Genomic DNA, 25607 nt, shown 5'->3' on the forward strand with positions numbered 1-25607 from the left:
GGTCCCTGCAATCCATCCTAAGGTTTGTGATGCCTTATTTGGCCTTTGGGGTGTTCCTGTTGATCAACAAGCTGGCCAGCCATGATATCACGCCTTTTTACCTCTATGCAGGGGTGATCCTGGCCCTCATTATAGGGGACCTCTTAAGTAAGGGCAACCCGGCTAGGCAGCTGTTGCTCTTTTCCCTGCTGGGCATTACCGCTCTTTTGATCGGCATGCTTTCGGAGGGGATGGTGAGTGTGTATGCCTTTATTTCGGTGGGGCTGTTTTGTTCCACGCTCTGGCCCTGCATCTTTACTTTGGCCATTGCGGGTTTGGGTAAGCACACCAATGAGGGGGCTTCCTTCCTGATCATGATGATCATGGGGGGCGGGGTAGTGAGCCTGGTGCAGGGGTATCTGGCCTCGGATGCTTATCTGGGCATTCAGATGTCTTACCTGGTAGGGGTGGCCTGTTTTGCCTACCTGGCCTTCTATGCCCTCAGGGCCAAGGCCATTTTGAAAAGAAAAGGTATCGATTATGATGTGCCAGCAGCCGGCGGGCACTAAACCATATTAGCATGACACTAAACAATATTAAATATCTTTTTAACTGAAAAGTTATGAACAACCAACCCTATGCTATTGGTGTGGATATAGGCGGTACCTCTACAAAATATGGAGTTGTCAATCGCCTTGGAAAAATTGCTTATAAAGGCAGTATTCCGACAAACCAATACCCGACCGCAGAAGAATTTGTAGAGGCATTACATTGTGCCTTACAACCGATAATAAATGAGATCGGAATTGATCAAATTAAAGGCATTGGTATAGGCGCGCCCAATGGTAATTATTATACAGGAACCGTGGACTATGCACCGAACCTGCCGTGGAATAAGGTAGTACCGTTAGTTGATCTTGTTAGTGGGATTTCCAATTTACCTTGTTGGCTGACCAATGATGCCAATGCTGCAGCCATGGGCGAAATGATGTATGGTGCAGCAAGAGGAATGAAAGACTTTATTGTCATTACCTTGGGAACAGGAGTAGGCAGTGGCATTGTGAACAACGGACAATTGGTGTATGGTCATGATGGTTTTGCCGGAGAACTGGGGCATACCATTGCGCGCAGAGGCCGAAAGCACTGGTCAACTGGCTATGATGGATCATTGGAGACCTATGTTTCCGCTACAGGTATTGCCTTAACAGCAAAGATATTTCTAGAAACCTGGACTAAGCCATCTCTTTTGAGAGGCTACAAAGAAGAGGAGATCACTTCAAAGCTGATCTGCGAATGCGCTCTCCAGGGTGATGAACTGGCTCAGCATGTATTTGACTACACAGGGGAGATCCTGGGTGAAGCACTATCCAATTTTGTGATGTTTTCCTCTCCGGAAGCCGTCATCCTGTTTGGTGGAGTGATCAAAGCAGGAGACCTCCTGATGAAACCTGTTAAGGAACATATGGAACGCAACCTGCTGCCCATCTTCCAAAATAAAGTGAAACTGCTCTTTAGTGAGCTCAAGGAAGCTGATGCAGCCATCCTGGGCGCCAGTGCCCTGGTTTGGGAGGGGAAAATGAGTCTTTCAAATTTGAAGCAGGAAAAATTAATCCAGTAAAAAGTTTAGGCGCTAATAGTTAATAGTTAAAGCGAGCTGGCCATTCCTGGCCGGCTCTTTTTTCCAAAACAATTACAATATGAAAAAATTCCAACTGAATTTATACAAGCTGAGTCTTGTACTGTTTATTTCGTTAGCAGGATGCTCCGGGGTCTTAAAGACCAGCACAACAGAAAGTTCAAAACAAAGAAAACCTGGTGCACCCGTTGAATTAAAAGTAATGACCTATAATGTTCACCACTGCAATCCCCCATCAAAAGCCCAAGCTGGAACAATCGATCTGGCAGCTGTTACAAAGGTTATTGCATCTGCATCACCAGACATTGTTTTTCTCCAAGAAATTGATGTTCATACGTCACGCTCAGGAAAAGACATCAACCAGGCAGAGGCTATTGCTAAGCAATTGGGGATGAATTATTACTTTGGTAAAGCACTTGATTTTGGCGGTGGTGAATATGGCATTGCCATTCTTTCCCGATTCCAATTAACAGATCCAAAGGTTTATTTGCTCCCCAAAAAGGAATCCATACAATCCGAACAAAGGGCTTTGTTAACAGCAACTGCCACCCTGGAAAACAGGCTAAAACTTAGAATAGCCTGCACACACATGGATTATGTAAGTCCGGAAAACAGGATTCTTCAGTACAATAAAATCAGTGAGGTTTTAAAAAATGAAACGCTGCCGGTTGTTTTGGGAGGGGATTTTAATGACACTTTAAACAGCAAAGAGATGAGTGATTTCACAAAGACATTCAAATCTCTTTGCAGACCTTGTTTACCTACAGACCCTTCTGATCTTCCGGAAAAAACTATCGACTATATTTTAACAGACCGGAATCATTCATGGAAGGTCCTCTCCTATTTTGTAGGTGAAGATTCCTATGCTTCCGATCATCGTCCAGTTTTTTCAACTATATCGTTGCGATAAGCAACTTGAACCAGATTTTGAAGGATTATGGAGATCAGGCGGAATAGGATATTAACATACAGGAAAAGTCAGTAAGGAAGTTTGAGGTACCGGTGAGATGATGAGTTCATAAAAGGATAAAAAGGATATTGAAGGCCGCTCGGAAGAGTGGCCTTTTTTTGTTGGAGATCACCCCCCAGTCCGCCTGAGGTGGAGAGCAACCGCGCACATGGCCCTGGTTGGATGCGGACTGAGGGATGGAGGGAATGACGTATGGGGTATTGAAGTTTGGAGTTTGAAGTTTGGAGTTGGGGGGCAAAACTTGGAGGGTGGGGTTGGTTTTGTATCTTTAGACTCAGTTCCCTTGCCTCCGTTCAGGGCTTTTTAGGGCGTTCTGCCTGTAGGTTGTTTTCCCCTTATTTATGAGCATTTGCTCAATTCAGATCGAAGCATAGTCGAAAGATGGTCGAAGGATAGTCGAAGGATGATCGAAGGATGGTCGAGGTAGCATCGGCTTAGATACGGCTATGGTACGGCTTAAGTACGGAGTTGGTACGGAGTAAGTAGGGAGTAGGCATCCATTCAGCATGGGGTAAGTATTGTTCAGGGATGAGTTAAGGGATTAGGGGGCAAAATCTGTTTCGTGCTTGAAGTATGCTTCAGGTATGCTTCAGCTATACTTGATCTACCCTGAAGGTATGGTTGGGTGGGATAGATAAGGGGATAGTAGGGCGTAGGTATACTTTAGATACGGGGTTGATAGATACGGGGTTGATCCGGAGTAGTATAGGAGTGGTCGAGGAGGATGTAGTTAGGATGTACGGAGCATGTTTACTATAACTCTACTATATGTTTACTATAACTTTACTGTAAGTTTCCTATAAGATTACTATAAGACCTCTAGTGAATTGCTGCAAAGGGAAATGAAGCGGGAACAGAGGGAATGACGAATAAATTAAAAATAATTCAAATGCAAATTATTAGGCCAGGTTTGGTGGTAGTAAGGTTTCGATTGGGGTTTTTGAGATATGTGAAATAAAGGTTATTTTCCAGTTAGGAGGATTACCTGCTCTATAGTTAAAGATTGTCTAAGTTCAAGATTTTTTAGTCTTTTGGCAGAGTATTTTGCCAAGGAATTTTGTTTCAAGTTGGGCAAAAAGGTTTACAAATGTTTTTTTAACGGTTTAATAAATGTTAACTATTAGCCATTGAGAAAACTAATATCACTATTTATACTTTTTTGTACAAATTGAGCCTTACCTTTGCGCGAATAACAAGGCTAAAAAATTTGATGTTGTTATGAATGAAGGACTATCAACTATAGAGCAAACGGTACTTTCTGACTACAAATATGGTTTCGTTACTCATATTGAAGCAGATGAGGCGCCTAAAGGATTGAGCGAGGACATTGTTCGCTTTATTTCTGCCAAAAAGAATGAACCCCAGTGGATGCTAGAGTGGAGACTTAAAGCCTACCGCTACTGGCTGACCTTAAAAGAACCAAACTGGGCAAATGTAAAGTATCCTGCGATAAATTACCAGGATATTATTTATTATTCTGCTCCCAAACAGAAAGTAAAGCTCAACAGCATGGATGAAGTAGATCCTGAGCTGAGGCGTACTTTCGAAAAGTTGGGTATTTCACTGGATGAGCAAAAACGCCTGAGTGGTGTGGCTGTAGATGCGGTAATTGACAGTGTTTCCATTGCTACCACTTTTAAAGAGCAACTGGCTGAACAGGGCATTATCTTCTGCTCCATGTCGGAAGCTGTACAAGACCACCCTGAGCTTGTAAAGAAGTATATAGGCTCTGTAGTTCCTATGACAGACAATTATTTTGCAGCTTTGAACTCTGCAGTATTCAGTGATGGATCGTTTTGTTATATTCCAAAAGGCGTTCGCTGCCCGATGGAGCTTTCTACCTATTTCCGTATCAATGCTGAAAATACAGGCCAATTTGAAAGGACGCTGATCGTTGCAGAAGAAGGCAGCTATGTAAGCTACCTGGAAGGCTGTACAGCTCCTATGCGTGATGAAAACCAGCTGCATGCTGCCGTTGTAGAACTGATTGCAATGGACAAGGCTGAAATTAAATACTCCACAGTTCAAAACTGGTATCCTGGTGATAAAGAAGGAAATGGAGGTATATACAATTTCGTAACTAAACGTGGTATTTGCCAAGGCGTTGGTTCCAAGATTTCCTGGACACAGGTTGAAACCGGCTCAGCAATTACCTGGAAATATCCCAGTGTGATCCTGAAAGGAGACAACTCGGTTGGTGAGTTTTATTCTGTAGCTGTTACGAACAACCACCAACAAGCAGATACTGGTACCAAAATGCAGCATATCGGTAAAAATACCCGCAGCCGCATCGTTTCAAAAGGTATCTCTGCAGGATTCAGCAACAATAGCTACCGTGGTTTAGTGCACATGGGCAAAAAGGCAACCAATGCCCGTAACTTCTCCCAGTGTGACTCCCTCCTATTGGGTGATAAATGTGGTGCACACACCTTCCCATATATTGAAGTCAAGAACAGCACATCTGTAGCTGAGCATGAGGCGACTACTTCTAAAATTGGTGAAGACCAGATCTTCTACTGCAACCAGCGTGGTATCGATACTGAGACTGCAGTAGCATTGATCATCAATGGCTTCGCTAAGGAAGTAATGAACCAATTGCCTATGGAGTTTGCAGTAGAAGCTCAAAAACTGCTGGCAATCAGTCTTGAAGGAAGTGTAGGATAAACCAAGATTTCGGATTTCGGAATCTTGAGGTTTGGGAATTTAAAAATGGGGTTGCCGGTTGCCAGTTACCGGTAACAGGACAAGGAACTGGCACCGATTCATAATTAATACAATCAATAATCAACAAATAAAACATGTTATCGATAAGAAACCTGCATGCAGGCATTGAAGAAAAAAAGATTTTAAAAGGAATTAATCTAGACATCAAACCGGGTGAAGTACATGCTATTATGGGACCTAATGGTTCTGGTAAAAGCACTTTGGCATCTGTACTGGCCGGAAGAGCAGATTATGAAGTATTAGATGGTTCCGTTGATTTTGATGGCAAAGACCTTTTGGAATTGTCACCTGAGGCTAGAGCCGGGGAAGGTTTGTTTCTTGCGTTCCAGTACCCAGTAGAAATTCCAGGTCTGAGCACAACCAACTTTATTAAAACTGCTGTAAACGAAGTACGCAAGTACCGTGGGCAAGAGTCTCTGGATGCTGTAGCTTTCCTACGACTGATGAAAGAAAAGATGGCCATGATGGAAATAGACCAGTCACTTTTGAGCCGTCCTTTGAATGAAGGTTTCTCTGGTGGTGAGAAAAAACGTAACGAGATCTTCCAAATGGCGATGCTAGAACCAAAGCTGGCTATTTTGGATGAAACTGACTCTGGTTTGGATATCGATGCTATCCGCATTGTAGCCAATGGTGTGAACAAGCTGCGCTCTAAAGACAACGCGGTATTGTTAGTAACTCACTATCAGCGTCTTTTGGATTATATCGTTCCTGATTTTGTACACGTACTGTACAATGGACGTATTGTGAAGTCTGGTACTAAAGAATTGGCACTTGAGCTGGAAGAAAGAGGATACGACTTTATTAAGAGTGTAGTGGACGCTGTTGAAGAAGCGTAATTTGAATGACGAATCAGTCATAGTCGAGCAGTCCATTTTCTTTCAGTTTTAAAACCTTATTAGATGACTATAGAACTTTTTAAAGAATATTTCGAGCAGTTGCAACAGGCTGATCATAAAAGCAGCCTGGGCACGGTTCGCCAAAATGCATTCAATGCTTTCAGCAAGATGGGTATTCCTGGCTTAAAGCATGAAGAATGGAAATATACCCGCATCAGCGGTGTGTTCAATAAAGAATTCAAGGTACCATTCGTAGCGGATGTTTCTATAACCAAAGCAGAAGTAGATGCTGTACGTTTACCTGGCCACGAAGAAGCCAATGAACTGGTTTTCGTGAATGGTATTTTTTCTTTCGAGCTTTCCAAGATATTCTCCAAAGACCTTACTGTATTGCCTTTGGAAGAAGCTGCAGCAAATGAATATAAAGAAATCGTTTCCACGCACCTTGGTCACAGTGCCCGTTACCAGAAAGATGGTATCAATGCTCTGAATACTGCGTTTGTGCATGGAGGTGTATTCATTCATGTCAGTAAAGGGAAGATCGTTGAACATCCTGTTTACATCTACAACATCACTGATGCACGATTTGCGCCTATCCTGTCGCAACCACGCAGCCTGATCTATGTTGGCGTGAACGCACAAATGAAGCTTGTTGAAACATTTTCAACAATGGGTGAACAAGAAAGCTTCACCAACCAGGTACTGGAAATGGTTGTTGAAAAAGATGCACATGCAGAGTATTACAAAATACAAAACGATGCTGGTCATAGCCAGGTGAGCACTACGCATATCAGGCAGATCGGCAAAAGCTATACACATACTGTTACCATTTCTTTGGATGGAAGTATTGTGCGCAACAACCTGAATGTAATATTGGATGCAGATCATTGTGAGTCACATTTGTACGGCTTGTACCTGATGAAGGGTGACACACATGTAGACAATCATACTGTTGTAGACAATGTGCAACCGAACTGTTTCAGCAATGAGTTGTACAAAGGCATTATGGATGGCAATGCCACAGGTGTTTTCAACGGAAAGATCTTCGTTGAGCCTGATGCACAAAAGACCAATGCTTACCAGTCGAACAAAAACATATTGCTTTCTGACTCAGCCAGCATCAATGCCAAGCCACAGCTTGAGATTTTTGCAGATGATGTGAAGTGTTCGCATGGTTGTACAGTAGGTAGTCTTGATGAAGAAGCTATGTTCTATTTACGTTCGAGAGGTATCAGCGAAAAGACTGCCCGCTCACTGATGCTGCATGCTTTTGCTGATAATGTACTGGAACACATCAACCTGCCTGTGATCAGGGATTATGTAGATGAGCTGATTTCGGAAAGACTTGGATACGAAATGGTGTAGACTATAAAAACTTTAAAGATGATACAAACTGCCCCCATACAACAGATATATGATGTAGCAGCCATTCGCCGGCAATTTCCCGTATTAAGCCGGGAAGTAAAAGGCAAAAGACTGATTTACCTTGACAATGCAGCTACTTCTCAAAAGCCCCAGGTGGTATTGGATGCATTAACGCGTTATTATACCGACATCAATGCCAATATTCACCGTGGTATTCATACGCTGGCGGAAGAAGCTACTGCTGCTTTTGAATTGACGCGTGATGCCATCCAAAGGTTTTTGAATGCATCATCGAGAGAGGAAATCATTTTTACCAAGGGTACTACAGAATCTATCAACCTAGTAGCATATACCTGGGGCAGGCAAAACATCAAAGCCGGAGATGAGATCATTATCTCTACTATGGAACACCACTCCAATATTGTTCCCTGGCTTATGTTGTGTGAGGAAAAGGGAGCTGTTTTGAAAGTGATCCCAATCAATGATGATGGGGAACTGCTGATGGATGAATATAAAAAACTCATCACAAAGCGGACAAAGCTAGTTTCTGTAGTTCATGTATCTAATGCACTGGGAACGATCAACCCTGTAAAAGAAATCATCAAAATAGCACATGAGGCTGGCGCCATTGTTTTAGTGGATGGCGCCCAGTCCACAGTGCACTTAGACATAGATGTCACTGACCTTGATTGCGACTTCTTTGCTTTCTCTGGCCATAAATTGTATGGACCTACAGGCATTGGTGCCTTGTATGGGAAAAGGGACCTGCTCCTGAGCATGCATCCTTTTCAAGGTGGTGGAGAAATGATCAAGGAAGTTTCATTTCAGTCGTTTTCGTATAATGATCTACCTTACAAGTTTGAAGCAGGCACTCCAAACGTTGCTGATGCCGTGGCATTAAAGACCGCTTTTGATTATACAGAAGCACTGGGTAAGGAAAATATCAGACAGCATGAAAATGAGTTGCTGTCCTATGCAACAGAGCAACTGGATGCGATTGAAGGTATCAGGATCATTGGCAGGGCCAAAGAAAAGATCAGTGTATTATCGTTCGTGGTAGAAAATGTGCATCCACAGGACCTTGGAATTTTACTTGACAATCGTGGTATTGCTGTACGTACCGGTCACCACTGTGCACAACCTTTAATGGATCGCTTTGGCATACCAGGTACCACCAGGGCTTCATTTGCCTTATACAATACGAAAGAAGAAATAGATGAATTGGCAATTGGTCTTCAAAAAGCCATTAAATTATTATCCTGATGAACAATAATAAGCCGATACTAGAAATAGAGAATGAGATTGTAGAAGAATTCTCACTTTTCGATACCTGGGATGATAAGTATGAATACATTATTGACCTGGGCAAGAGATTACCGCCACTGGAAAATGAACATAAAAAAGACGAGAACAAAGTAAGAGGCTGCCAGTCGACTGTTTGGCTGGTTGCAGATTACAAGGATGGCCGTGTTTACTTTAAAGCAGAGAGTGATGCTGTGATCGTAAAGGGTTTAATCAGCATGCTGATCAGGGTTTTATCGGGTCATACACCTGATGAAATCATCAACGCTAAACTTGATTTCATTAACCAGATTGGCATGACTTCGCACCTTGCGCAAACTCGTTCTAATGGTTTATTGTCGATGGTAAAGCAGATGAAGAACTATGCGTTGGCGTATAAGGTGAAGAACGCGGTGGTGTGAGTGATGATAGATGACAGATTTGGAGTTTGAAGTTGGGAGTTTGAGGTTTGGAGTGAAGAGATTGATGATTATTGATTTTTAATTATTGATTACTTATATTAATTGTTGCGAAATATGAATAATGAAGAATTGAAGGAAAAAGTAATAGAGAAATTGCAGACAATCTTTGACCCTGAAATTCCTGTAAGCATTTATGAACTGGGGCTGATCTATGAAATTTCTATTCTGCCCATCAACAATGTGCAGATTGTTATGACATTGACAGCACCGAGTTGTCCTGCTGCACAAACTATACCGGTGGAAGTAGATCAAAAGGTCAGGGAGATAGAAGGTGTGAATGATGTACACGTAGCTGTTACCTGGACTCCTACATGGAACAAAAGCATGATGTCGGAAGCGGCACAACTGGAATTAGGATTTATGTAACCAAGAGTTTGAACCTCCCCGATATATACGGGGAAACCATTGACGAAAACAGATAATCAACGCATGAAAATAACCGCACAAGAGGAATATGGGCTACGGATATTAATACGAATTGCCCGCTGCCAGGATAAAGATGGCATGAGCATTCCCCAACTGAGCGAAGCAGAAGAATTGAGTAGTCACTATGTGGCCAAGCTCACCCGCATTTTGCGGATGGAAGGCTTCATTAACAGTACGCCTGGGTACAAGGGAGGTTATGTTCTTTCCAGGCCCCCAAAAGAGATCAATATCAACCATGTGCTGAAGGCATTAGGCGGAGCTCTTTATGATAGTGAGTTCTGTAACCTTCATGTAGGCATTGGCAAGTTGTGTACTAATTCTGTTGAATGCTCTGCCCGCTCCTTATGGCAAATGATCCAGTATACAGTAGACCAATTACTCAATAAGCTCTCACTTCACGAATTAATTACCCCGGATGGACACTCCTCAGGGATTTTGGAAACTATTTTACAACAGAATGTAAAGTCTACGGAAGACAAGTTTTTACAAGTGTAATACGAGTGTGTCACTTGTTTGATTTATAAAGAAGCCATCTCAAATGAGATGGCTTCTTATTTACAAGTGCTTAGCCTGGGTTAGCCTATCTATTTAAGTCCTATCAGTTTTCCTGTTACTTGTTGGTCTCCCACCTTGAAGATGTAAATCAGATTAGAACGTTGTGCACCAGGAACATTGTATTCAATGTTTTGCACTTGTCCTTTCTGTACATAACCCTGGAAGACAGTCTTTACTTTCTGACCCAGCATGTTGTATATTTCCAAAGACCCTTGCCCGGAAACTTCAGATACCAAAGTGAACTTGATCTTGTTGTAGAATGGATTTGGAGCAGCCAATACTTTGGTCTTTGCAGCTTCAATCCTAGCATTTACAGTTTCAACCTCAGTACTTTTAAATGTTGATGCAATTTCATTTCCTTTAATGCTTGATGCGTTTCCTTGCTGACTGAGGACCTGAGTTAGCGGTGCGTTTGTTTGGCAAATATCAGTGCATGGCTCACCACCACATATACTTGGCGCAGCATCGCAACCATTCTTAGTAGCTATAATTCTGTAGCCAGCAGCAAATTTCAGATTTTCAAAAACCTTTTCACCAGCTCCGGCCGGGATGCTTGAACTGTATGCGCTATTACATGGTTGAGTAACTGTATAGATGGTGTTGGGATCCGGGTCTTTTATCTTTAACTTGAAGCCTGCATCAGTACATATGATCGGAAGAATATCAGCATCAGGACCAATTATCTGGGCTTTTACCGTTAATGTTACCTCACTTTGTGCAAAACCACAGGAAGGTGTAGCATTACTAGTCACAGTTAATCTTAGGGTCACGCTACCACCATTTGTGTTACCACTCAGTTTAACAGATGGCGTCAATGTATTTCCATTTGTTATATTGACTGTGAAGTTATTTGGATTGCTTTTCACATCCCATAAAGGAGTTCCATTCGTACCTGTTCCTGTCAAGTTAAACGTATTGCCATTAGTATTATAACATTGATCAGCAGGCGTTGAACCTGCGTTTGCCGTCGGTTTGGAATTTACAACAACAGTTACGTCACTAGTTGTATTACTGCATGAAGGTGTAGCATTGCTGTTAACAGTCAATCTCAATGTTACACTACCACTTCCACCACTTACTTTGACGGAAGGGCTGAAGGTATTCCCATTTATTATAGGATCCACTGTGAGGTTATTTGGATTGCTCTGTATGGCCCAAGATGGGTTGCCATTGGATCCTGAACCACTTAAGCTGAAGGTATTACCATTTGTTGGATCCTGACATTGAACAGCAGGAGCGGCTTCTGCATTTGCTGTAGGATTAGGATTGACTACAACTGTTACATCGTTGGTAGCATTGCCACATGAAGGTGTGGAAGTACTAGCCACCGTTAAGCGGAGTGTAACACTGCCAGTACCACCACTGACCTTAACTGATGGAGTATAGGTATCTCCATTGGTAATAGCAACGGTTAAGCCATTCGGGTTGTTTTGTACGGCCCAAGATGGATTGCCATTAGTTCCAGAGCCACTTAAGTTGAAAGTGTTGCCATTTGTTGGATCCTGACATTGTGCAGTTGGTGCTGTTCCGGCATTTGCTGACGGATTAGGATTGATCTTTAAGGTAACAGGAGTTGCCTGACTTTGGCATCCCTTCAAAGTTTGGGTAACATAATAATTATTGGTCGAAGCGGCCGCATTGCTAACCCCAGTTGCAAAGGAACTCCCTGTATATAACAAATTAGTAAGAGCTTCATCGCTATACCATTTAAAGGTTGCCCCTGATTCACCAGTAACGGTCAGGTTTTGAATCGTTTGATCAACGCAATAGGTTGCGCCGGAAGCCGTTGGTTTACCCACATTGATATCTAAATTCACTTGAAGAGGATCAACAAAGTCGGCCAGATCAGCAGTTACGGATTGGGAAGACTTGGTCATTACAAACATAGTAGATATAGATCCTACGCATGGCGTGGCCGTATTCCTGTAAATTTCAGATATATTGACAGAAACTTCAATAAATGAATTAATACTATAGGATGTGCCACCAAATACGTCATAAGGCATGCCTGAGATCACAGCACTATTTGTAGCGCCAAAAGCAGGCATAGGCGTTATCGAAAATGTCACCCATTTGTAAACACCCCCAACGTTTCTCCATTCTTCTAAATAAAGATTCGGGTTAGAGCCACCACCGGTAAATTCAGCTGATATCTGTACATCACCGACGGTACGGCCCCCAGTTGAACTTGGAGCCTGACTTTTAAATGAGCCATCTGTTTCTTTTGTCATCATTTTCTGGAGCAATGCAATAGAAATAAAGCTGTTTCCGCTCGTTGACTCCCTGTCTCCTGCCAAAGTAATCCAGGTATCGCCATTTGCATCATCAGAAATGTGCATCAGAAAATTATTAATATCACATTTTGAAGGAGTTGGATTTCCCGATTTCCATCTATAAGAATTCAGGTCATGATCTTTTTTCAAGCCACCTTCAAAAATATTATCACCATTGGTATATAAATCCGTGCGATGATAAGTTGTCGTATTTACAATAGGTACACCAGCAGCAGTCAAAACAGATCCCCCTGTCGCTCCAGCCACTGTATTGGGCAGCCAGTCACCAGTATTGGCAGGTGTATTTGCTTTTAAATCACCGTCTAACCGAAACCCACCTACCGGAGGATTTACGGGTGCATTTCCTGAAACAACTGCTTGCCCATATATATTTACAGCCATTAAAAAAGGAATAATAAGCAGGATAAAATATTTGAGGTTTGTATTCTTACTCATTTTGAAAGCATTTGTTGATGAATGGAGTGAAAAAGCCGGATGAGATCATTAATAAAAAAATGACATAAAGATTTGCCATTCCGGGTGGAGAGTGCCCCAGTTTCATCATTGAATAAAACTGTATTAAATAAGCCTTTTTTTTACCAGCAATTAAATTGTGGCAATAGTTGTTAACCTGCATAGTTGAATTCTTAGTGGGATAAAAAACACACGAGTCCCTATGCATGTCCTTCTTAGGTTTATTTACGTTTATTCATAGAGGTACCAGTAGAAAAGAAGGTGTGAAAAAATCAGAGCGTTATTACTCTATTAGGTTAGATCAAGCATTCATAAGGTGTGAAATGTATGTGATAGAGAGTTGGCTAATTAGATGGCAAGAAAAAGATCAGTTTAAATATATATACAATTCTATTTTAAATATTTATTTTTTTTCAATTAAAATTCTTTATATTATACATCAACATCTCAATATAATATTTCAGGATAATTATTTGATATTAAATTACTTGGATGCATAAACGAAATTTTGCTCTGATTCACTATCATTGACCGTAAATAACAGGAAAATTCAGTAAATCGATTTTACATACAGTAAACAGAAGTTTCACTATCCCATTCAAAATTTATGGGAATAAGATTTTGGTATTGAAACAAACGAAGAATTATATAATATACCAATATAAAGAGAAGGACCAGCAAGAATGCTGGTCCCTTAGCCTAAACCGTCCGACAAAAAAATATTTAGATAAGTTTTTTAAAAGTTTCAGTATTTGGGACAACATCTATGCCAATCATTAAATTTCATCATGTAATTTTTAGAATTTATTATATGTTTAGCGGAAAGGATAAAAACCTCCTGACTTAAAAGAACCGACTGTAATTTTTTTACTTCCTTGAAATGGCAAGATGACCAGAAAATTGGTTGAGAAACGGCCATAAAATAGCTGGAAAACAGATGTACTGCGGTTCTTATATTACTACCGGAATGTCCTTTTTAAATCGTAATTTGTACAAAACCGAACTATGGCACTACAACCCTGGCGCAAGGGTATCGTGACCAGAATTGAAAACGAAACCATCAATACCAAGAGATTCTGGATCCAAGTACCTGAACTTTCCACATTCGATTTTCAACCTGGGCAATTTGTTACCCTAGACCTCCCCATTCATGAGAAGCCTAATAAGCGATGGCGCAGTTATTCTATTGCCTCCTGGCCGGATGGTACGAATGTATTTGAGTTGCTGATCGTTTTACTGGAAGGTGGTGCGGGCACCCATTATCTATTTCATGAGGTGCATGAAGGGTCGGAATTAACGTTGCGAGGACCGCAAGGTATCTTTGTACTGCCGGAAGTTATTGAACAGGACATTTACATGATTTGTACCGGTACTGGCATTGCGCCCTTCCGAAGTATGATCCATGACCTTAAAAACCACAATACCCCCCACCGGGACATTTACCTTGTTTTTGGTACCCGCACACAACAAGATCTTTTATACCTGGAGGAAATGAGGAGGATGGAACAGGAAGTAGCGCATTTCAACTACATCCCTACCCTTTCAAGGGAAAAATGGGAAGGCAGCTGCGGATATGTTCATGCCATTTATGAAAACCTGGTTGAGGAAAAAAAGAACGGCTCCCCTGATCTCCCTCCTGCCCTTTTTTACCTCTGTGGATGGAAAGAAATGATCGATGAAGCTAAGGAACGGTTGCTTAAAATTGGATATGATAGAAAGGCCATACACCAGGAGTTGTATGGATAGTAACTAATTAAAATCCCCAACCAAAAGGTTGGGGATTTTAATTATTGAAGTCAAAAACACTTCTTTTAAAAATTATAACCTACGCTTGCGGCGCCCAAAGGCTGGATATAACCTTTTGCAATCAATGGTGTGAAACCTATTCTCCAAGTGAATCCACCATTAACAGGCTGACGACGGTACATGAAGGAGGCTGTTCCGAAAAAATTAGATGTCCTATCGTCATAAAAATTCAGGATCTCTAATTTCCTGCCCATATAAGTAAAACCAGCACCGGCTTCAAATGTATGTGGCGAAGAACTTTTACCGAATATGTAGTTCACCTGCACTGGTACAGTTACTACAGAAGCTGGCTCATAGTATGGATAACCGCTTCCGTCATCTTTATTTTCATCTGCGGTTACAAAGCCCAGACCTATCCTGCCGCCCCAGCCCAGATGACCAGGCTTAAAGCGGGTATCAATGTTAGCCGAAAATAAGATACCCGGTCCACCTACTTCAGCAAAAAAGGAAGTACGTCCCGGGATAACGGAAGATGAACCTGTTTCATTTTGGGCACTAGCCGAAATCGCAACAAATAATAGAGCTAAGAGAAGAGTTTTCTTCATAATAGTTTTTTTAGGGTAGGACATGCTCTGCCGCAACCATGCTTCAAATTAAATGTTAAGAAAGCTGCTGCATTACAATATTCTTTAATTCGGAAATGTTTACGCGTTCCTGCTGCATGGTATCGCGGTAACGAATGGTCACTGTGTTGTCTTCTTTAGTTTGGTGATCCACAGTTACGCAGAAAGGCGTTCCAATCGCGTCCATACGGCGGTAGCGTTTACCAATGGTATCTTTCTCTTCGTAAAAACAACGGAAATGCGGTTTGCATTCATCCATGATGGCGCGAGCGATGTCAGGTAATCCGTCTTTTTTCACCAGCGGCAGGATGGCCAGCTTTACAGGAGCCAGTTTAGCCGGGAGTTTCAGTAAAACGCGGCTATCCTTCTTTTCCGCCGTACTCAAATCCTGTTCTTCATAAGCCTCGCTCATTACCATCATCACAGTTCTGTCCACACCAATAGAGGTTTCAATTACATATGGAATGTAATTCTGATTAATCTCGCTATCGAAATACTGCATTTTCTTTTTGCTGTATTCCTGGTGGTTGCGCAAGTCGAAGTCTGTACGGGAGTGAATACCTTCCACTTCTTTAAAGCCAATCGGGAAGTTGTATTCAATATCGCAGGCGGCGTCTGCATAGTGCGCCAGTTTCACGTGGTCATGGAAACGGTAGCGTTCGGCTGGAATGCCCAGGCTCAGGTGCCATTTCATGCGCTCCTCCTTCCAGTACTCATACCATTCTTTCTGAGTGCCAGGGCGGATAAAGAACTGCATTTCCATTTGCTCAAACTCGCGCATACGGAAAATGAACTGGCGAGCTACAATTTCATTACGGAAAGCCTTCCCTATTTGTGCAATACCAAAAGGAATCTTCATCCTACCTGTTTTCTGAACATTCAGGAAGTTGACAAAAATGCCCTGTGCGGTTTCTGGTCTCAGGTAAATTTCATTTGCTTCATCGCTCACGCTGCCCATCTGGGTAGAGAACATCAGGTTGAACTGACGCACATCGGTCCAGTTGCTAGTGCCACTCACAGAGCAGGAGATCTTATAAGTTTCGATCAACCGTTTCAGGCCATCAAAGTCTGATGCTGCCAGCAAGGTATCCATCTCTTTCAGCAATACTTCGGCCTGATCAGCATGGCCACCTTTTTCCAGGTCATCGGCTTTAGCCTCAATGAGGTGGTCAACGCGGTAGCGTTTATTGCTATCCTTGTTGTCGATCATAGGGTCGCTGAAGTTGTCTACGTGTCCACTGGCTTTCCAGGTGGTAGGATGCATAAAAATGGCGGCGTCGATACCCACAATATTTTCATACATCTGGGTCATACTTTTCCACCAGTAGTCTTTAATATTTTTTTTCAACTCGCTGCCCCATTGGCCGTAATCGTAAACGGCACCTAATCCATCATAGATTTCACTAGATGGGAAGATGAAGCCGTATTCTTTGGCGTGTGAAATAAGCGCCTGAAATTTATTTGTATCCGTTGCCATATTGGGCGCAAAAGTAAGGATTTAGGAGTTTGAGGCTCCTTACTTCTTCCCAGATGAACTAACAAAATATAACAAGAGACCTGAGAATATTGTAAACAGGCCCGGTTTGCTACTTTTTTTCTTAGGCCGGACAGGTTCATAACTTTCATAATATGGGGAATTGTTCCGTTCAATTTGCTCAATTTCCCCTGGCTCAAATTCAGCTTTAGCACCCGGTACAGCAGGCTCTTTTTCCCAGACCGCGTATTCGTTTGGTTTTATAGCTCCTCCAAACTGTTTTGAATAAGCCAGTGTAAACTCGGCACCGAAATAAAGGATGAAAGAAGAATAATATACCCACAACAATAAAATGACCAGTGAACCGGCGGCTCCATAGGTACTACCTACATCGCTCTGTCCTATGTAAAAGGAGATAGCGAATTTACCAAGCATGAAAAGTATTGCAGTTGTAATAGCCCCTGCGAGCATGTCTTTCCACTTCATCTTCGCATCTGGCAGCACTTTGAAAATAACCAGAAAAAGTAGTGTAATGACAGTAAAGGAGACTACCAGGTTCACAACATAAACAATTATTACTGTAACATCCGGGAACATCATCTGAAGGCGTTTCATCAACGCTTCAATTACTGCAGTAACAGCCAGGGAAACGAGCAATATAAAGCCCAGACTGGCAATCACTGAAAATGAAAGTAACCTGTTTTTGATCAATAACAGCCAACCTGCTTTATTTGGCTTTGGCTTCAAGCCCCAAATACTATTTATGGAGTCCTGAATCTCAGCAAATACAGAAGTAGCACCAATTAGCAGGGTTGCAAACCCTATGATCGCAGCAATGGTACCTTTACTGCTAATGGATGCGTTTTTAATAATTTGCTGTAATTCAAGGGCGGCTTCTTTACCCACAAAGCTCTGCATTTGTGCATAAATAGAGCCTTCTATAGCTTCTCGTCCAAAGAAGATACTGGCCAGGAAAATGATCACGATCATCAGCGGGCCCAAAGAAAAGACTGTATAATAAGCAAGCGAGGCACTTAACTTGGTTACCTTATCATCCCCAAAGCCTTTGAAAGACTGTTTCAAAACACTCCAGATCCCTTTTATTGAAATTCTTGCCATAAATGCTTTTTTGTCTGCTTCAACAAAAAAGCAGCCAGAAAAGGTGTGGAGATCTGGGTTTGGCAGAATTATTGGAGGTTTAAGGAATCAAACATGCTTTATGAATCGTCTGTTGCTTGCAATCCTACTTTTAGGAGCAAGCTGTAACAACAATGGGAAGGGCAGTGAAACTTCTGGCACCGACACTACAACAACCGAGTACAGGGGTGTTGAGAATGTGAATGGCAATATACCAGATACAATCAATACAGGAGCTGAACCGACAACAGATTATGGATCTGACACAGCAGACACTTCCAGTAAAGACTAAAAACAGAAGCATAGACACGGTCGTTGTTTTAACCTATGACGACACACCAGACAAGTTGGTAAGCCAACATCAATTGCAAAAGCACCGCATGAACTATGCGGTGCTTTTAGTTTTATCGAAGATTTCTTCGCTTAGTTTAATAAATTGCATCTCATGAGTTTTCACATTCGATATGCAACTACAGAGGATTCAAAACTTATAGCGGACCTCAGTCATCAGACCTTTTATGAAGCTTTTGCTGCTCAGAACACCAAAGAGAACATGGATAAGTTCCTGAACCAGCAATTTACAAAAGGCAAATTGATGCTAGAGGTTGGCGCACCTGGCAACACTTTCTTACTTGCTCAAAATGACCATGAAGTAGTCGGTTATGCCAAGCTTAGAGAAAACACAGAACCAAGATCTTTAGGCATTATACCAGCACTTGAAATTGCAAGGCTTTATGTTGTACATCATATGATTGGTAAAGGTGTTGGCAAGTTGCTGATGTCAACTATCTTCGATATTGCAAGACAAAAGAATATACCTGCTGTATGGCTATCTGTATGGGAAAAAAATCAGCGCGCTCTAGACTTTTACAACTATTGGGGCTTTGAGAAGTTTGATGAGACGCTATTTGTTTTGGGAGATGATGTTCAACATGACTGGCTTATGAGCAAGAAGGTATAGCTTTTGTTTATTTAGCTGTTGCTAAGAATTGGAATGTACTCAACTTAACTTTGCTATAAATTCTTCCAATTTAAAATGACCTTCCACTTCAATTCTTGGAAGACGCATCGGATCATCATTAAAACTGCTTAATCTATTTTCCGTGGTAACTCCTATTGTGTAACCACAGGCTCCCAAAAGATGGGCCACAACAGTGTCTGTATCACCATATGGATACGCAATTAGTTGAACCGGTCTTTGTAATTCATTTTGCAAGCTAGTTCGGGATCTTATGCCTTCCTCCACAATCTGGGTAGGTGTTAAAGAAGTAAGGGGTTGATGTGTAGCTGCATGTGAACCAAACTCCACTCCTTGCTGCTGTAGTTCAATGATTTCCTCCCAGCCCATAAGTGGCAATTTCTCACCATATACTTCATCCCAAGCATTTTGCTGACCAACCTGCCCTGAAACCAAAAACACTGTTGCAGTGAAGCCGTATTTTTTTAATAATGGCCAAGCATATTCATAGAAGTCTTTGTAACCATCATCAAAAGTAAATATGACAGCCAAGCCTGGTAAAGGACGTTTCATTGTAACTGCAGTTGTCCAATCTTCTAAAGTGACACTATAGTAGCCACTTTCTTTTAAAAATTTTAAATGTTCTTCAAAGTCTCCAGGAGAAACCCGGTACCTGCTCATTTCCTGGGAACCGTGTGGTGCCACACGATGATACATCAAAATAGGCAGTTTCTCTGTTGACAGCTTTGAGATGACTGTAGTACCAGATGGAATTCCCCCATTCCACCTCACAGAATCCATTACATCTTCAGGAATTGGTGTTGGCTGATCGAGAAATTGAATAGAAGGTTTATTTATTGGCAGCAAGGAAAATATATTGGGCTTTGTTTTTTGAAACAATTGAACCCGGTAAAGCGGAGTGCGTATTTCCTTTACTAATCGTAATGAATGGATTTTTGCAAAAGTTTCACCAATTACCTTGGCACCAAACGAAAGGCCCCAATCAAAACCAGGTTTCTTGGGTTCGTCAATGACCTGATGCGCATGTGCCATGACTAAATACCCCTTGGGCAATAGTGCATTAGCAATTTTTTTAGCGACGCTTCTCAGCTTGTTCAAATCTCCAACATAATACAGAACTTCACTGCAAACAATCAGCTCAAATTGACCCGGTAAATTATCTTTTACTAAATCAAGATTTTGGTAGCTAATATGTTCAAAGCGCTCACAACGATGTGCGGTCCTTTCCAATGCCACTTTCGAAATATCGGCAGCAGTTAAATTATTTACAAGTGGGGCCAATTGTTCGGTAAAGTGCCCTTCTGCACAAGCTATTTCCAATGCTTTATCAATTTTTTGCCTGGGCAATAGTGACAAAGTAAATTCATATTTTGTTTGCTCGTAAGGATGAGTATACTTCCAAGGGTCTTTTTGTTTTGAAAAGAGCGTTTCAAAATGTTGCCGGCCATAAACATTCACTTCTTTTACTTCGTTTTCCAATGCATTACTCCACTGTGCATCTTGCAATTGTGCAACGAACTCTGGTGCATACATTACATAATCTGCTTGATTCAGGTTAGCAGGCAGTTGAATGACTGGTTCATTGAACGCCTTTGCCATTTCACTTATGGGAGCTGCTGTAGCGGAGGGTAAAGCTGCCCGGCGTGAAATACTCAAATTCATTTGACCTGCTCTTCGACCTAATAGCATTGAGTTAGCAGTAATCAACTTGTTGTCTGTAATAGAAAAAATGTTGTTTTGAGTGGAAACAGTTTGACTTTTATTTGCATTAAATGCATGCCTCAGACGTTGAACTAAAGGTGTAGGATCTTTAAGTGTCTTGCCAATCAATGCTTCTCGTACGCAAACGCGACATAATTCCAGGCCTGAATTAACATTTATAGCTACCCTGATCTCTGATGCTCTTATGAGGTTGTCTTTTACTGGAATGCTGATGATGCCAGCATTCACACCTCCAACTGAAAATATTAAATGATGATTTTCTGTTGTAGTTAATATATCAGGTAATTCCTGACTGATTTCAACAACTTCTACATCAGCTTCGTTTACTTGCTTTATAGACGTTTCTTTTACGCCTGAATCATAAAACTTGTTTATATCCCAGTCTGGCCGATTCCATAATTGTTGCATGAAAGTTGTCCAACCAATGGTATTATGTATCTCCTCAAATGATTTGCTTTCATTTGTATTTTGAGGATAAGATTTACAATAGACAGTATTTTCAAAGAATCGACCCAGAATGGGCCAATGATATTGGTTAGCAGTTGCATCTTTTAAAACATAAGCCGAAACAACTCCATCACAAATAGGTAATTCAATTGTACCCAGTAGCTGCCCTTCCATTCTCAACACACAGTATAGCCGTTCAAGTCCTTTATTTTCAACATATATATCTTCAATAGGTTCTGTTATTTCTATAAATGTTGTATAATATGGGCCAATAGAAAAAGCTCCGCTAATTTGCGTTCCTTGTAAAATCATTTTTACCAGGTTCAGCTTGCTTCTCTTAGCCAATCCCAGACATTCACTTTGAATTTCCAAAGCTGAAAGAAACTCGTCTATAGCCGGTTCAAATTGAGGATAAAGTAAGTTCCATTGGGAAAGAGTCTGACAGTTAGGAACGATCGCAGCATCAAAAATACTATCGGCTACCCAATAGGGTTCTAATGAAGGGGCTTTTTCTGATGTCAAAGCCGATAGTAAATGTTTGGCATCTTGTCCTTCACCCATCAAATAACCTGCGATCCAGATTGTAATGTAAAATTTACTGACGGGTAGAAGTTCTGGAGATTCACCATTCGGATAAAGCAAGTTCACACCTTTTAAGCGATCATCAGGAAAATGCGCCTGGGTTAATACACGCATAGCATCCCTAAAAAATCGCGTAGCATTACTCGATAAAGAATGCCTGCGCATTCTATAGAAAGCCATTACTTCCTTCACCAGTTCAAATCTTGCCCCTATACGTGCAATTTTCAACCATAAATCCCAATCCTCACATGTCTTTAAAGAAGTATCGAATCCGCCAGCGGTTTCTACCAGTGATTTACGAATGATACAAGCATGGATAGCAAAAGGACAATGCATGGCCAAAACTGGGAAAAGATCATGCAATGCAGATCCATACATTTCTCTTACCAGCTCTCCTGCTGGGGTAACGCGTGTCCATCCACAATGTACACCATCTATCTCTGAATGAGCATTTAAAACATTCGTCATTCGCTCCAGGTAATTGTCAGCAATCCAATCATCTGAATCGAGAAAAAGCAGCCAATCAAATTGAGCTCTTGTTATGCCTGTGTTACGTGCAGAACAAACCCCTTGATTAGATTGTGTTATAATGCTTATTCTGCTATCTTTTCCTACCAAATTGTTTATAATTGATCGTGTTTCATCTGTTGAACCATCATCTACAACAATGACTTCCCATCCGTTAAAAGTTTGGTTCTGTACAGAATGTATTGTTTCGGCTATTGTTGATGCAGAATTATAAGAAGGAATGATTATAGATACTTTGATTGGCCTTTTTTCAATTACATCTTGCACATTTCCTTGCTCACTTATCATAGGTTCGAATGGTTTTATAAAAAATTTAAAATGAAAAGCTAATAATGCATCCAGATGGAAACAGATTAAATTAATTGATCATTGTTTGCAACAAGCAAAAAGAAGGCCTATTCTTGTGAATATTTATAAAATTTGTGACCATGCCTGGTCCAAAGTCAATATTTTTTTTATGTGTATATTAATCCACAAGCTCTATAGTAAGCCATCTCAATTTTCGGATTTTGAGATTGAAGTTTTTACAATATTATGGTTTACAACTTATTAAAACACTTTGGAACAGCATTTGCGTATATAGGTGTGGTTTTTATAGAATATTAGATTGAACTGGGCAGGATTTCTATCCAGCCCTTTTACTTATAGTAATAAAAAATTTCATAAACATGAATGATGCAGAAGTGGTAAAGACATGTAGATGATAACCACGATTTAAGAATAGAACTTAGGTAATGTTTAGATCGAATAATATCGTTATTGATGGCGGCGAGGTGGTGTTTGAGCTTAAATTGAATTCTTTCCGGGTAAGGCGTTTATTTTGCAGCATGAAACTGAATTTTCGTGATGCTCACTTAAATGACTTACCCGGAATTGTTTCTATATACAATGCAACAATACCTGGCCGGATGGTTACGGCTGACCTGGAGCCAGTTTCTGTCAAAAGCAGGATGGACTGGTTTTATGAACATACGCCTGAAAGACGCCCGTTATGGGTAATTGAAGATGATCAATCGGAAATGTTGGGATGGGTCAGCTTCCAAGACTTTTATGGCCGTATAGCGTACATTGCTACTGCTGAAATCAGCATTTATATTGATGCTGCACACCAGCGTAAAGGCATTGGCAAGCAAGCGTTACAATATGCGATGGATCAATGTGCAGGTCTCCAGATCAAAACACTTCTCGGTTTCATTTTCGCGCACAATGAGCCTAGCCTTCAATTATTTTACCAACTGGGTTTTGAAGACTGGGCTATGCTTCCCAACATAGCTAACCTGGATGGAATTGAAAGAAGTTTAAAAATTGTAGGAAAGAGGGTTAGCGACTAAACCATCGCTTACCTAATGATCTTTTTGAACCAATTCAACTTTCCTTTGAAGGGAGGGTATTTCAAAGCAGGGTCGAACCAAGTCGGAGTTTTCATGATGGCCTTTTTATGACTAAAGGTTTCGAAGGAATACTTGCCATGATAAGCTCCTATGCCGCTATTGCCACGGCCGCCAAAAGGAAGGTGATAATTGGTTAATTGCCAGCTCGCATTGTTGATGCATCCTCCGCCAAAAGAAATTGTTTTCATCCACTTGTCAGCTTTCGCATCACTTGAGGTAAAAATGTAAAGAGCCAGCGGATCATTATTGCGTTCAATGATCCTGTACACATCTTCATCATTGCTCCATGTCAGTATTGGCAACACAGGTCCAAAGATCTCTTCCTGCATCACCTTAGATTCTACAGAAACATTCGTGAGTAATGTAGGTTGTAAATACAGACTGGCTTCATTATAGGAACCACCATATATAACCGTTCCTTCAACGAGATAGGTCAATAAACGGTTGAACTGTTTTTTGTTGATGATTTTTCCATAGTTATATTCACGGACATTATCGGCATTGTAAAATGCATCAATAGCATTTTTCAATTTCACAATAAACTCCTCTTTTATGCTTTCGTGCACCAGCACGTAATCCGGCGCCACACACATTTGACCTGCATTGGAAAATTTAGGCACTGCTATACGACGTGCTGCCATATCAATGTTTGCATCTGGCTCGATTATGCACGGGCTTTTGCCTCCCAGTTCCAGAGTTACAGGAACCAACTGCTGTGCCGCCATTTGATAAATCATCTTGCCCACCTTTGTATTGCCAGTATAAAATACATGGCCGAAACGGAAGTTGTTCATTAATCCAGGTACGACAAGGTGCCCCTCTCCTTCTATCACTGAAACAAAATCTGAGGGGAAAGCATCTTGAAGTATCTTTTTTATAATAGCAGCGGCAGCAGGAGCAAATTCACTAGGTTTTACTACTGCACAATTACCGGCAGCTATCACACCAATCAATGGAGTGAGTACTAACTGTAAAGGATAATTCCAAGGACCGATGACGAGCACTACACCCAGGGGTTCATTTATTACAAAGCTTTTGCTGGGAAAGTTCAAAAGATTTGTTCCTGTTTTTTGTGGTTTCATCCACCTTTTCAGATTTCCCAGGGCATAATTGATTTCAGAAACTATAAAGCCGATCTCTGTAACCCAGCATTCTTCTTTGTTCTTTTTAAGGTCGACATAGAGGGCATTATAAATATCCTGCTCATATTTATACAGAGCGTCTTTAAAGCGTTGCAGCTGTTGCATTCTGAATTCATAGCTGCGCGTTGCTCCACTATCAAAAAACTGCTGGATCTTTTGAAGTTGAGGAAGGTAGGACATGGAGACAAGTTTGGAGTTTATAGTTTGGAGTTTGGTTTAGGTTCCTCCAAACCCCAAACTATAAACTTTCTGAGACTATTTAACATGTACGGGCACTTCCAGGTTTTCCCACATTAACTCAATACCATCTTTTTCAACTACGTATTTCAAACGCTCGTTGAATTCTTTTGACTTTTCAGGTTTCACTGCAACCCGCAGGGCGTCCTGTTTTTCGTCATATTTAAAAGCACCCCACTGGCTTGCGGTTTTGTTGAAGATAACGGTCCATTCTTTTTCATTGGGAATTACAAAGAATGCATACTTGCCTGCAGGCAGAGTTTTCCCTTCCACTTTAACATCCTTATCGGTTTCGAAAGTGGTGGCTTCATTAGCACCAGCGCGCCACACTTTGCCATAAGGCACTAATTCACCCCATATAGTGCGGCCTTTAACAGCTGGACTGCTGTAAGCAATCGTAATGTTGGCACCGCCTGCCTTGCCTGTTGATTTGGCTGCAGGACTAGGGCGGTTTTGCTGATCCTGTGCACATGCAGAAAGAGAAAAGAGAATTCCTAAGGAAAAAAGGAAAAGGGTTGAAAATACGTTTTTCATTTTGATGAAATTTGAAATATTTATACATCAATGTTACGAATTTCCATTGAGAGATATACCG

At 41.3% G+C, this 25607-nt stretch carries 20 protein-coding genes and 1 pseudogene; 14 read left to right on the forward strand and 7 right to left on the reverse strand.

Annotated elements, in window-relative coordinates; translation table 11 throughout:
* The 10 genes and pseudogenes from OCK74_RS15415 to OCK74_RS15460 form a co-directional block, all read left to right on the forward strand.
* A pseudogene (locus OCK74_RS15415) lies at positions 1-548 on the forward strand (MFS transporter); the annotation flags it as partial.
* A 53-nt stretch (positions 549-601) separates the two neighbouring features.
* Positions 602-1597 (forward strand): ROK family protein, encoded by a 996-nt coding sequence (locus OCK74_RS15420; protein ID WP_279297950.1) that lies wholly within the window; start codon positions 602-604, stop codon positions 1595-1597.
* Between the two features lie 79 nt (positions 1598-1676).
* Positions 1677-2525: an endonuclease/exonuclease/phosphatase family protein gene (locus OCK74_RS15425; protein WP_279297951.1), complete on the forward strand. Its 849-nt coding sequence runs from the start codon at positions 1677-1679 to the stop codon at positions 2523-2525.
* 1278 nt (positions 2526-3803) lie between these two features.
* The gene (sufB, locus tag OCK74_RS15430; protein WP_279297952.1) at positions 3804-5249 is read left to right on the forward strand and encodes a Fe-S cluster assembly protein SufB; all 1446 of its coding nucleotides are present in this window, start codon (positions 3804-3806) and stop codon (positions 5247-5249) included.
* Between the two features lie 134 nt (positions 5250-5383).
* A complete protein-coding gene (gene sufC, locus OCK74_RS15435) occupies positions 5384-6148 on the forward strand; it encodes a Fe-S cluster assembly ATPase SufC (RefSeq protein ID WP_279297953.1) in 765 nt (254 codons plus the stop codon).
* Between the two features lie 63 nt (positions 6149-6211).
* Positions 6212-7513, forward strand: coding sequence for a Fe-S cluster assembly protein SufD (gene sufD / locus OCK74_RS15440; protein WP_279297954.1), 1302 nt, complete (start codon positions 6212-6214; stop codon positions 7511-7513).
* A gap of 18 nt (positions 7514-7531) precedes the next feature.
* Complete coding sequence (locus OCK74_RS15445; RefSeq protein ID WP_279297955.1) at positions 7532-8776, forward strand: aminotransferase class V-fold PLP-dependent enzyme; 1245 nt, start codon at positions 7532-7534, stop codon at positions 8774-8776.
* On the forward strand, positions 8776-9216 hold the full coding sequence (locus OCK74_RS15450; protein ID WP_279297956.1) for a SufE family protein: 441 nt from the start codon (positions 8776-8778) through the stop codon (positions 9214-9216). Before OCK74_RS15445 ends, OCK74_RS15450 begins: the two co-directional genes overlap by 1 nt.
* Before the next feature lie 114 nt (positions 9217-9330).
* Positions 9331-9642 (forward strand): iron-sulfur cluster assembly protein, encoded by a 312-nt coding sequence (locus OCK74_RS15455; protein ID WP_279297957.1) that lies wholly within the window; start codon positions 9331-9333, stop codon positions 9640-9642.
* 63 nt (positions 9643-9705) lie between these two features.
* Entirely contained in the window at positions 9706-10197 is a 492-nt protein-coding gene (locus OCK74_RS15460; protein ID WP_279297958.1) for an RrF2 family transcriptional regulator, read from the forward strand.
* A gap of 89 nt (positions 10198-10286) precedes the next feature.
* Here the strand turns inward: OCK74_RS15460 and OCK74_RS15465 are convergent, their stop codons facing one another.
* On the reverse strand, positions 10287-12986 hold the full coding sequence (locus OCK74_RS15465) for an Ig-like domain-containing protein (protein WP_279297959.1): 2700 nt from the start codon (positions 12984-12986) through the stop codon (positions 10287-10289).
* A 1023-nt stretch (positions 12987-14009) separates the two neighbouring features.
* Between OCK74_RS15465 and OCK74_RS15470 the strand changes: the two genes are divergently transcribed.
* Complete coding sequence (locus tag OCK74_RS15470) at positions 14010-14750, forward strand: ferredoxin--NADP reductase (protein ID WP_279297960.1); 741 nt, start codon at positions 14010-14012, stop codon at positions 14748-14750.
* Between the two features lie 65 nt (positions 14751-14815).
* Here the strand turns inward: OCK74_RS15470 and OCK74_RS15475 are convergent, their stop codons facing one another.
* From OCK74_RS15475 to OCK74_RS15485, 3 genes are read right to left on the reverse strand one after another with little or no spacing between them, the layout of a single operon-like run.
* Positions 14816-15355 (reverse strand): hypothetical protein, encoded by a 540-nt coding sequence (locus OCK74_RS15475; protein WP_279297961.1) that lies wholly within the window; start codon positions 15353-15355, stop codon positions 14816-14818.
* A gap of 55 nt (positions 15356-15410) precedes the next feature.
* Complete coding sequence (locus tag OCK74_RS15480; RefSeq protein WP_279297962.1) at positions 15411-16850, reverse strand: glycine--tRNA ligase; 1440 nt, start codon at positions 16848-16850, stop codon at positions 15411-15413.
* A gap of 39 nt (positions 16851-16889) precedes the next feature.
* A complete protein-coding gene (locus OCK74_RS15485; protein ID WP_279297963.1) occupies positions 16890-17966 on the reverse strand; it encodes a YihY/virulence factor BrkB family protein in 1077 nt (358 codons plus the stop codon).
* Positions 17967-18066: 100 nt separating this feature from the next.
* On the opposite strand from OCK74_RS15485, the gene OCK74_RS15490 reads away from it, so the two are divergent.
* A complete protein-coding gene (locus tag OCK74_RS15490) occupies positions 18067-18276 on the forward strand; it encodes a hypothetical protein (RefSeq protein ID WP_279297964.1) in 210 nt (69 codons plus the stop codon).
* 153 nt (positions 18277-18429) lie between these two features.
* Entirely contained in the window at positions 18430-18945 is a 516-nt protein-coding gene (locus OCK74_RS15495) for a GNAT family N-acetyltransferase (RefSeq protein WP_279297965.1), read from the forward strand.
* A 39-nt stretch (positions 18946-18984) separates the two neighbouring features.
* On the opposite strand, the gene OCK74_RS15500 is transcribed toward OCK74_RS15495, so the two are convergent.
* Complete coding sequence (locus OCK74_RS15500) at positions 18985-22530, reverse strand: trifunctional glycosyltransferase/class I SAM-dependent methyltransferase/polysaccharide deacetylase (RefSeq protein ID WP_279297966.1); 3546 nt, start codon at positions 22528-22530, stop codon at positions 18985-18987.
* Positions 22531-22976: 446 nt separating this feature from the next.
* Here OCK74_RS15500 and OCK74_RS15505 point away from each other — a divergent pair, with 446 nt between their 5' ends.
* Positions 22977-23573, forward strand: a complete 597-nt coding sequence (locus OCK74_RS15505) for a GNAT family N-acetyltransferase (RefSeq protein WP_279297967.1) — start codon at positions 22977-22979, stop codon at positions 23571-23573.
* Positions 23574-23581: 8 nt separating this feature from the next.
* Here the strand turns inward: OCK74_RS15505 and OCK74_RS15510 are convergent, their stop codons facing one another.
* Both OCK74_RS15510 and OCK74_RS15515 read right to left on the reverse strand, forming a co-directional pair.
* Positions 23582-24955: an aldehyde dehydrogenase family protein gene (locus tag OCK74_RS15510; protein ID WP_279297968.1), complete on the reverse strand. Its 1374-nt coding sequence runs from the start codon at positions 24953-24955 to the stop codon at positions 23582-23584.
* 75 nt (positions 24956-25030) lie between these two features.
* Positions 25031-25546 (reverse strand): DUF2911 domain-containing protein, encoded by a 516-nt coding sequence (locus OCK74_RS15515; protein WP_279297969.1) that lies wholly within the window; start codon positions 25544-25546, stop codon positions 25031-25033.
* Positions 25547-25607 lie beyond the last annotated feature (61 nt).

Origin of the sequence: Paraflavisolibacter caeni (assembly GCF_025628885.1) — a bacterium.
In the GTDB taxonomy this organism is placed as follows: Bacteria; Bacteroidota; Bacteroidia; order Chitinophagales; family Chitinophagaceae; genus Flavisolibacter; species Flavisolibacter caeni.

What these genes read in the sequence shown, in the direction of transcription:
- OCK74_RS15485 (WP_279297963.1), bottom strand. Translation starts at nt 17,966, where the DNA reads ATGGCAAGAATTTCAATAAAAGGGATCTGGAGTGTTTTGAAACAGTCT.
- sufC (WP_279297953.1), top strand. Translation starts at nt 5,384, where the DNA reads ATGTTATCGATAAGAAACCTGCATGCAGGCATTGAAGAAAAAAAGATT.
- OCK74_RS15500 (WP_279297966.1), bottom strand. Translation starts at nt 22,530, where the DNA reads ATGATAAGTGAGCAAGGAAATGTGCAAGATGTAATTGAAAAAAGGCCA.
- OCK74_RS15515 (WP_279297969.1), bottom strand. Translation starts at nt 25,546, where the DNA reads ATGAAAAACGTATTTTCAACCCTTTTCCTTTTTTCCTTAGGAATTCTC.
- OCK74_RS15445 (WP_279297955.1), top strand. Translation starts at nt 7,532, where the DNA reads ATGATACAAACTGCCCCCATACAACAGATATATGATGTAGCAGCCATT.
- OCK74_RS15480 (WP_279297962.1), bottom strand. Translation starts at nt 16,850, where the DNA reads ATGGCAACGGATACAAATAAATTTCAGGCGCTTATTTCACACGCCAAA.
- OCK74_RS15450 (WP_279297956.1), top strand. Translation starts at nt 8,776, where the DNA reads ATGAACAATAATAAGCCGATACTAGAAATAGAGAATGAGATTGTAGAA.
- OCK74_RS15495 (WP_279297965.1), top strand. Translation starts at nt 18,430, where the DNA reads ATGAGTTTTCACATTCGATATGCAACTACAGAGGATTCAAAACTTATA.
- OCK74_RS15490 (WP_279297964.1), top strand. Translation starts at nt 18,067, where the DNA reads ATGAATCGTCTGTTGCTTGCAATCCTACTTTTAGGAGCAAGCTGTAAC.
- OCK74_RS15455 (WP_279297957.1), top strand. Translation starts at nt 9,331, where the DNA reads ATGAATAATGAAGAATTGAAGGAAAAAGTAATAGAGAAATTGCAGACA.
- OCK74_RS15475 (WP_279297961.1), bottom strand. Translation starts at nt 15,355, where the DNA reads ATGAAGAAAACTCTTCTCTTAGCTCTATTATTTGTTGCGATTTCGGCT.
- OCK74_RS15470 (WP_279297960.1), top strand. Translation starts at nt 14,010, where the DNA reads ATGGCACTACAACCCTGGCGCAAGGGTATCGTGACCAGAATTGAAAAC.
- OCK74_RS15460 (WP_279297958.1), top strand. Translation starts at nt 9,706, where the DNA reads ATGAAAATAACCGCACAAGAGGAATATGGGCTACGGATATTAATACGA.
- OCK74_RS15420 (WP_279297950.1), top strand. Translation starts at nt 602, where the DNA reads ATGAACAACCAACCCTATGCTATTGGTGTGGATATAGGCGGTACCTCT.
- OCK74_RS15510 (WP_279297968.1), bottom strand. Translation starts at nt 24,955, where the DNA reads ATGTCCTACCTTCCTCAACTTCAAAAGATCCAGCAGTTTTTTGATAGT.
- sufB (WP_279297952.1), top strand. Translation starts at nt 3,804, where the DNA reads ATGAATGAAGGACTATCAACTATAGAGCAAACGGTACTTTCTGACTAC.
- OCK74_RS15465 (WP_279297959.1), bottom strand. Translation starts at nt 12,986, where the DNA reads ATGAGTAAGAATACAAACCTCAAATATTTTATCCTGCTTATTATTCCT.
- OCK74_RS15425 (WP_279297951.1), top strand. Translation starts at nt 1,677, where the DNA reads ATGAAAAAATTCCAACTGAATTTATACAAGCTGAGTCTTGTACTGTTT.
- sufD (WP_279297954.1), top strand. Translation starts at nt 6,212, where the DNA reads ATGACTATAGAACTTTTTAAAGAATATTTCGAGCAGTTGCAACAGGCT.
- OCK74_RS15505 (WP_279297967.1), top strand. Translation starts at nt 22,977, where the DNA reads ATGTTTAGATCGAATAATATCGTTATTGATGGCGGCGAGGTGGTGTTT.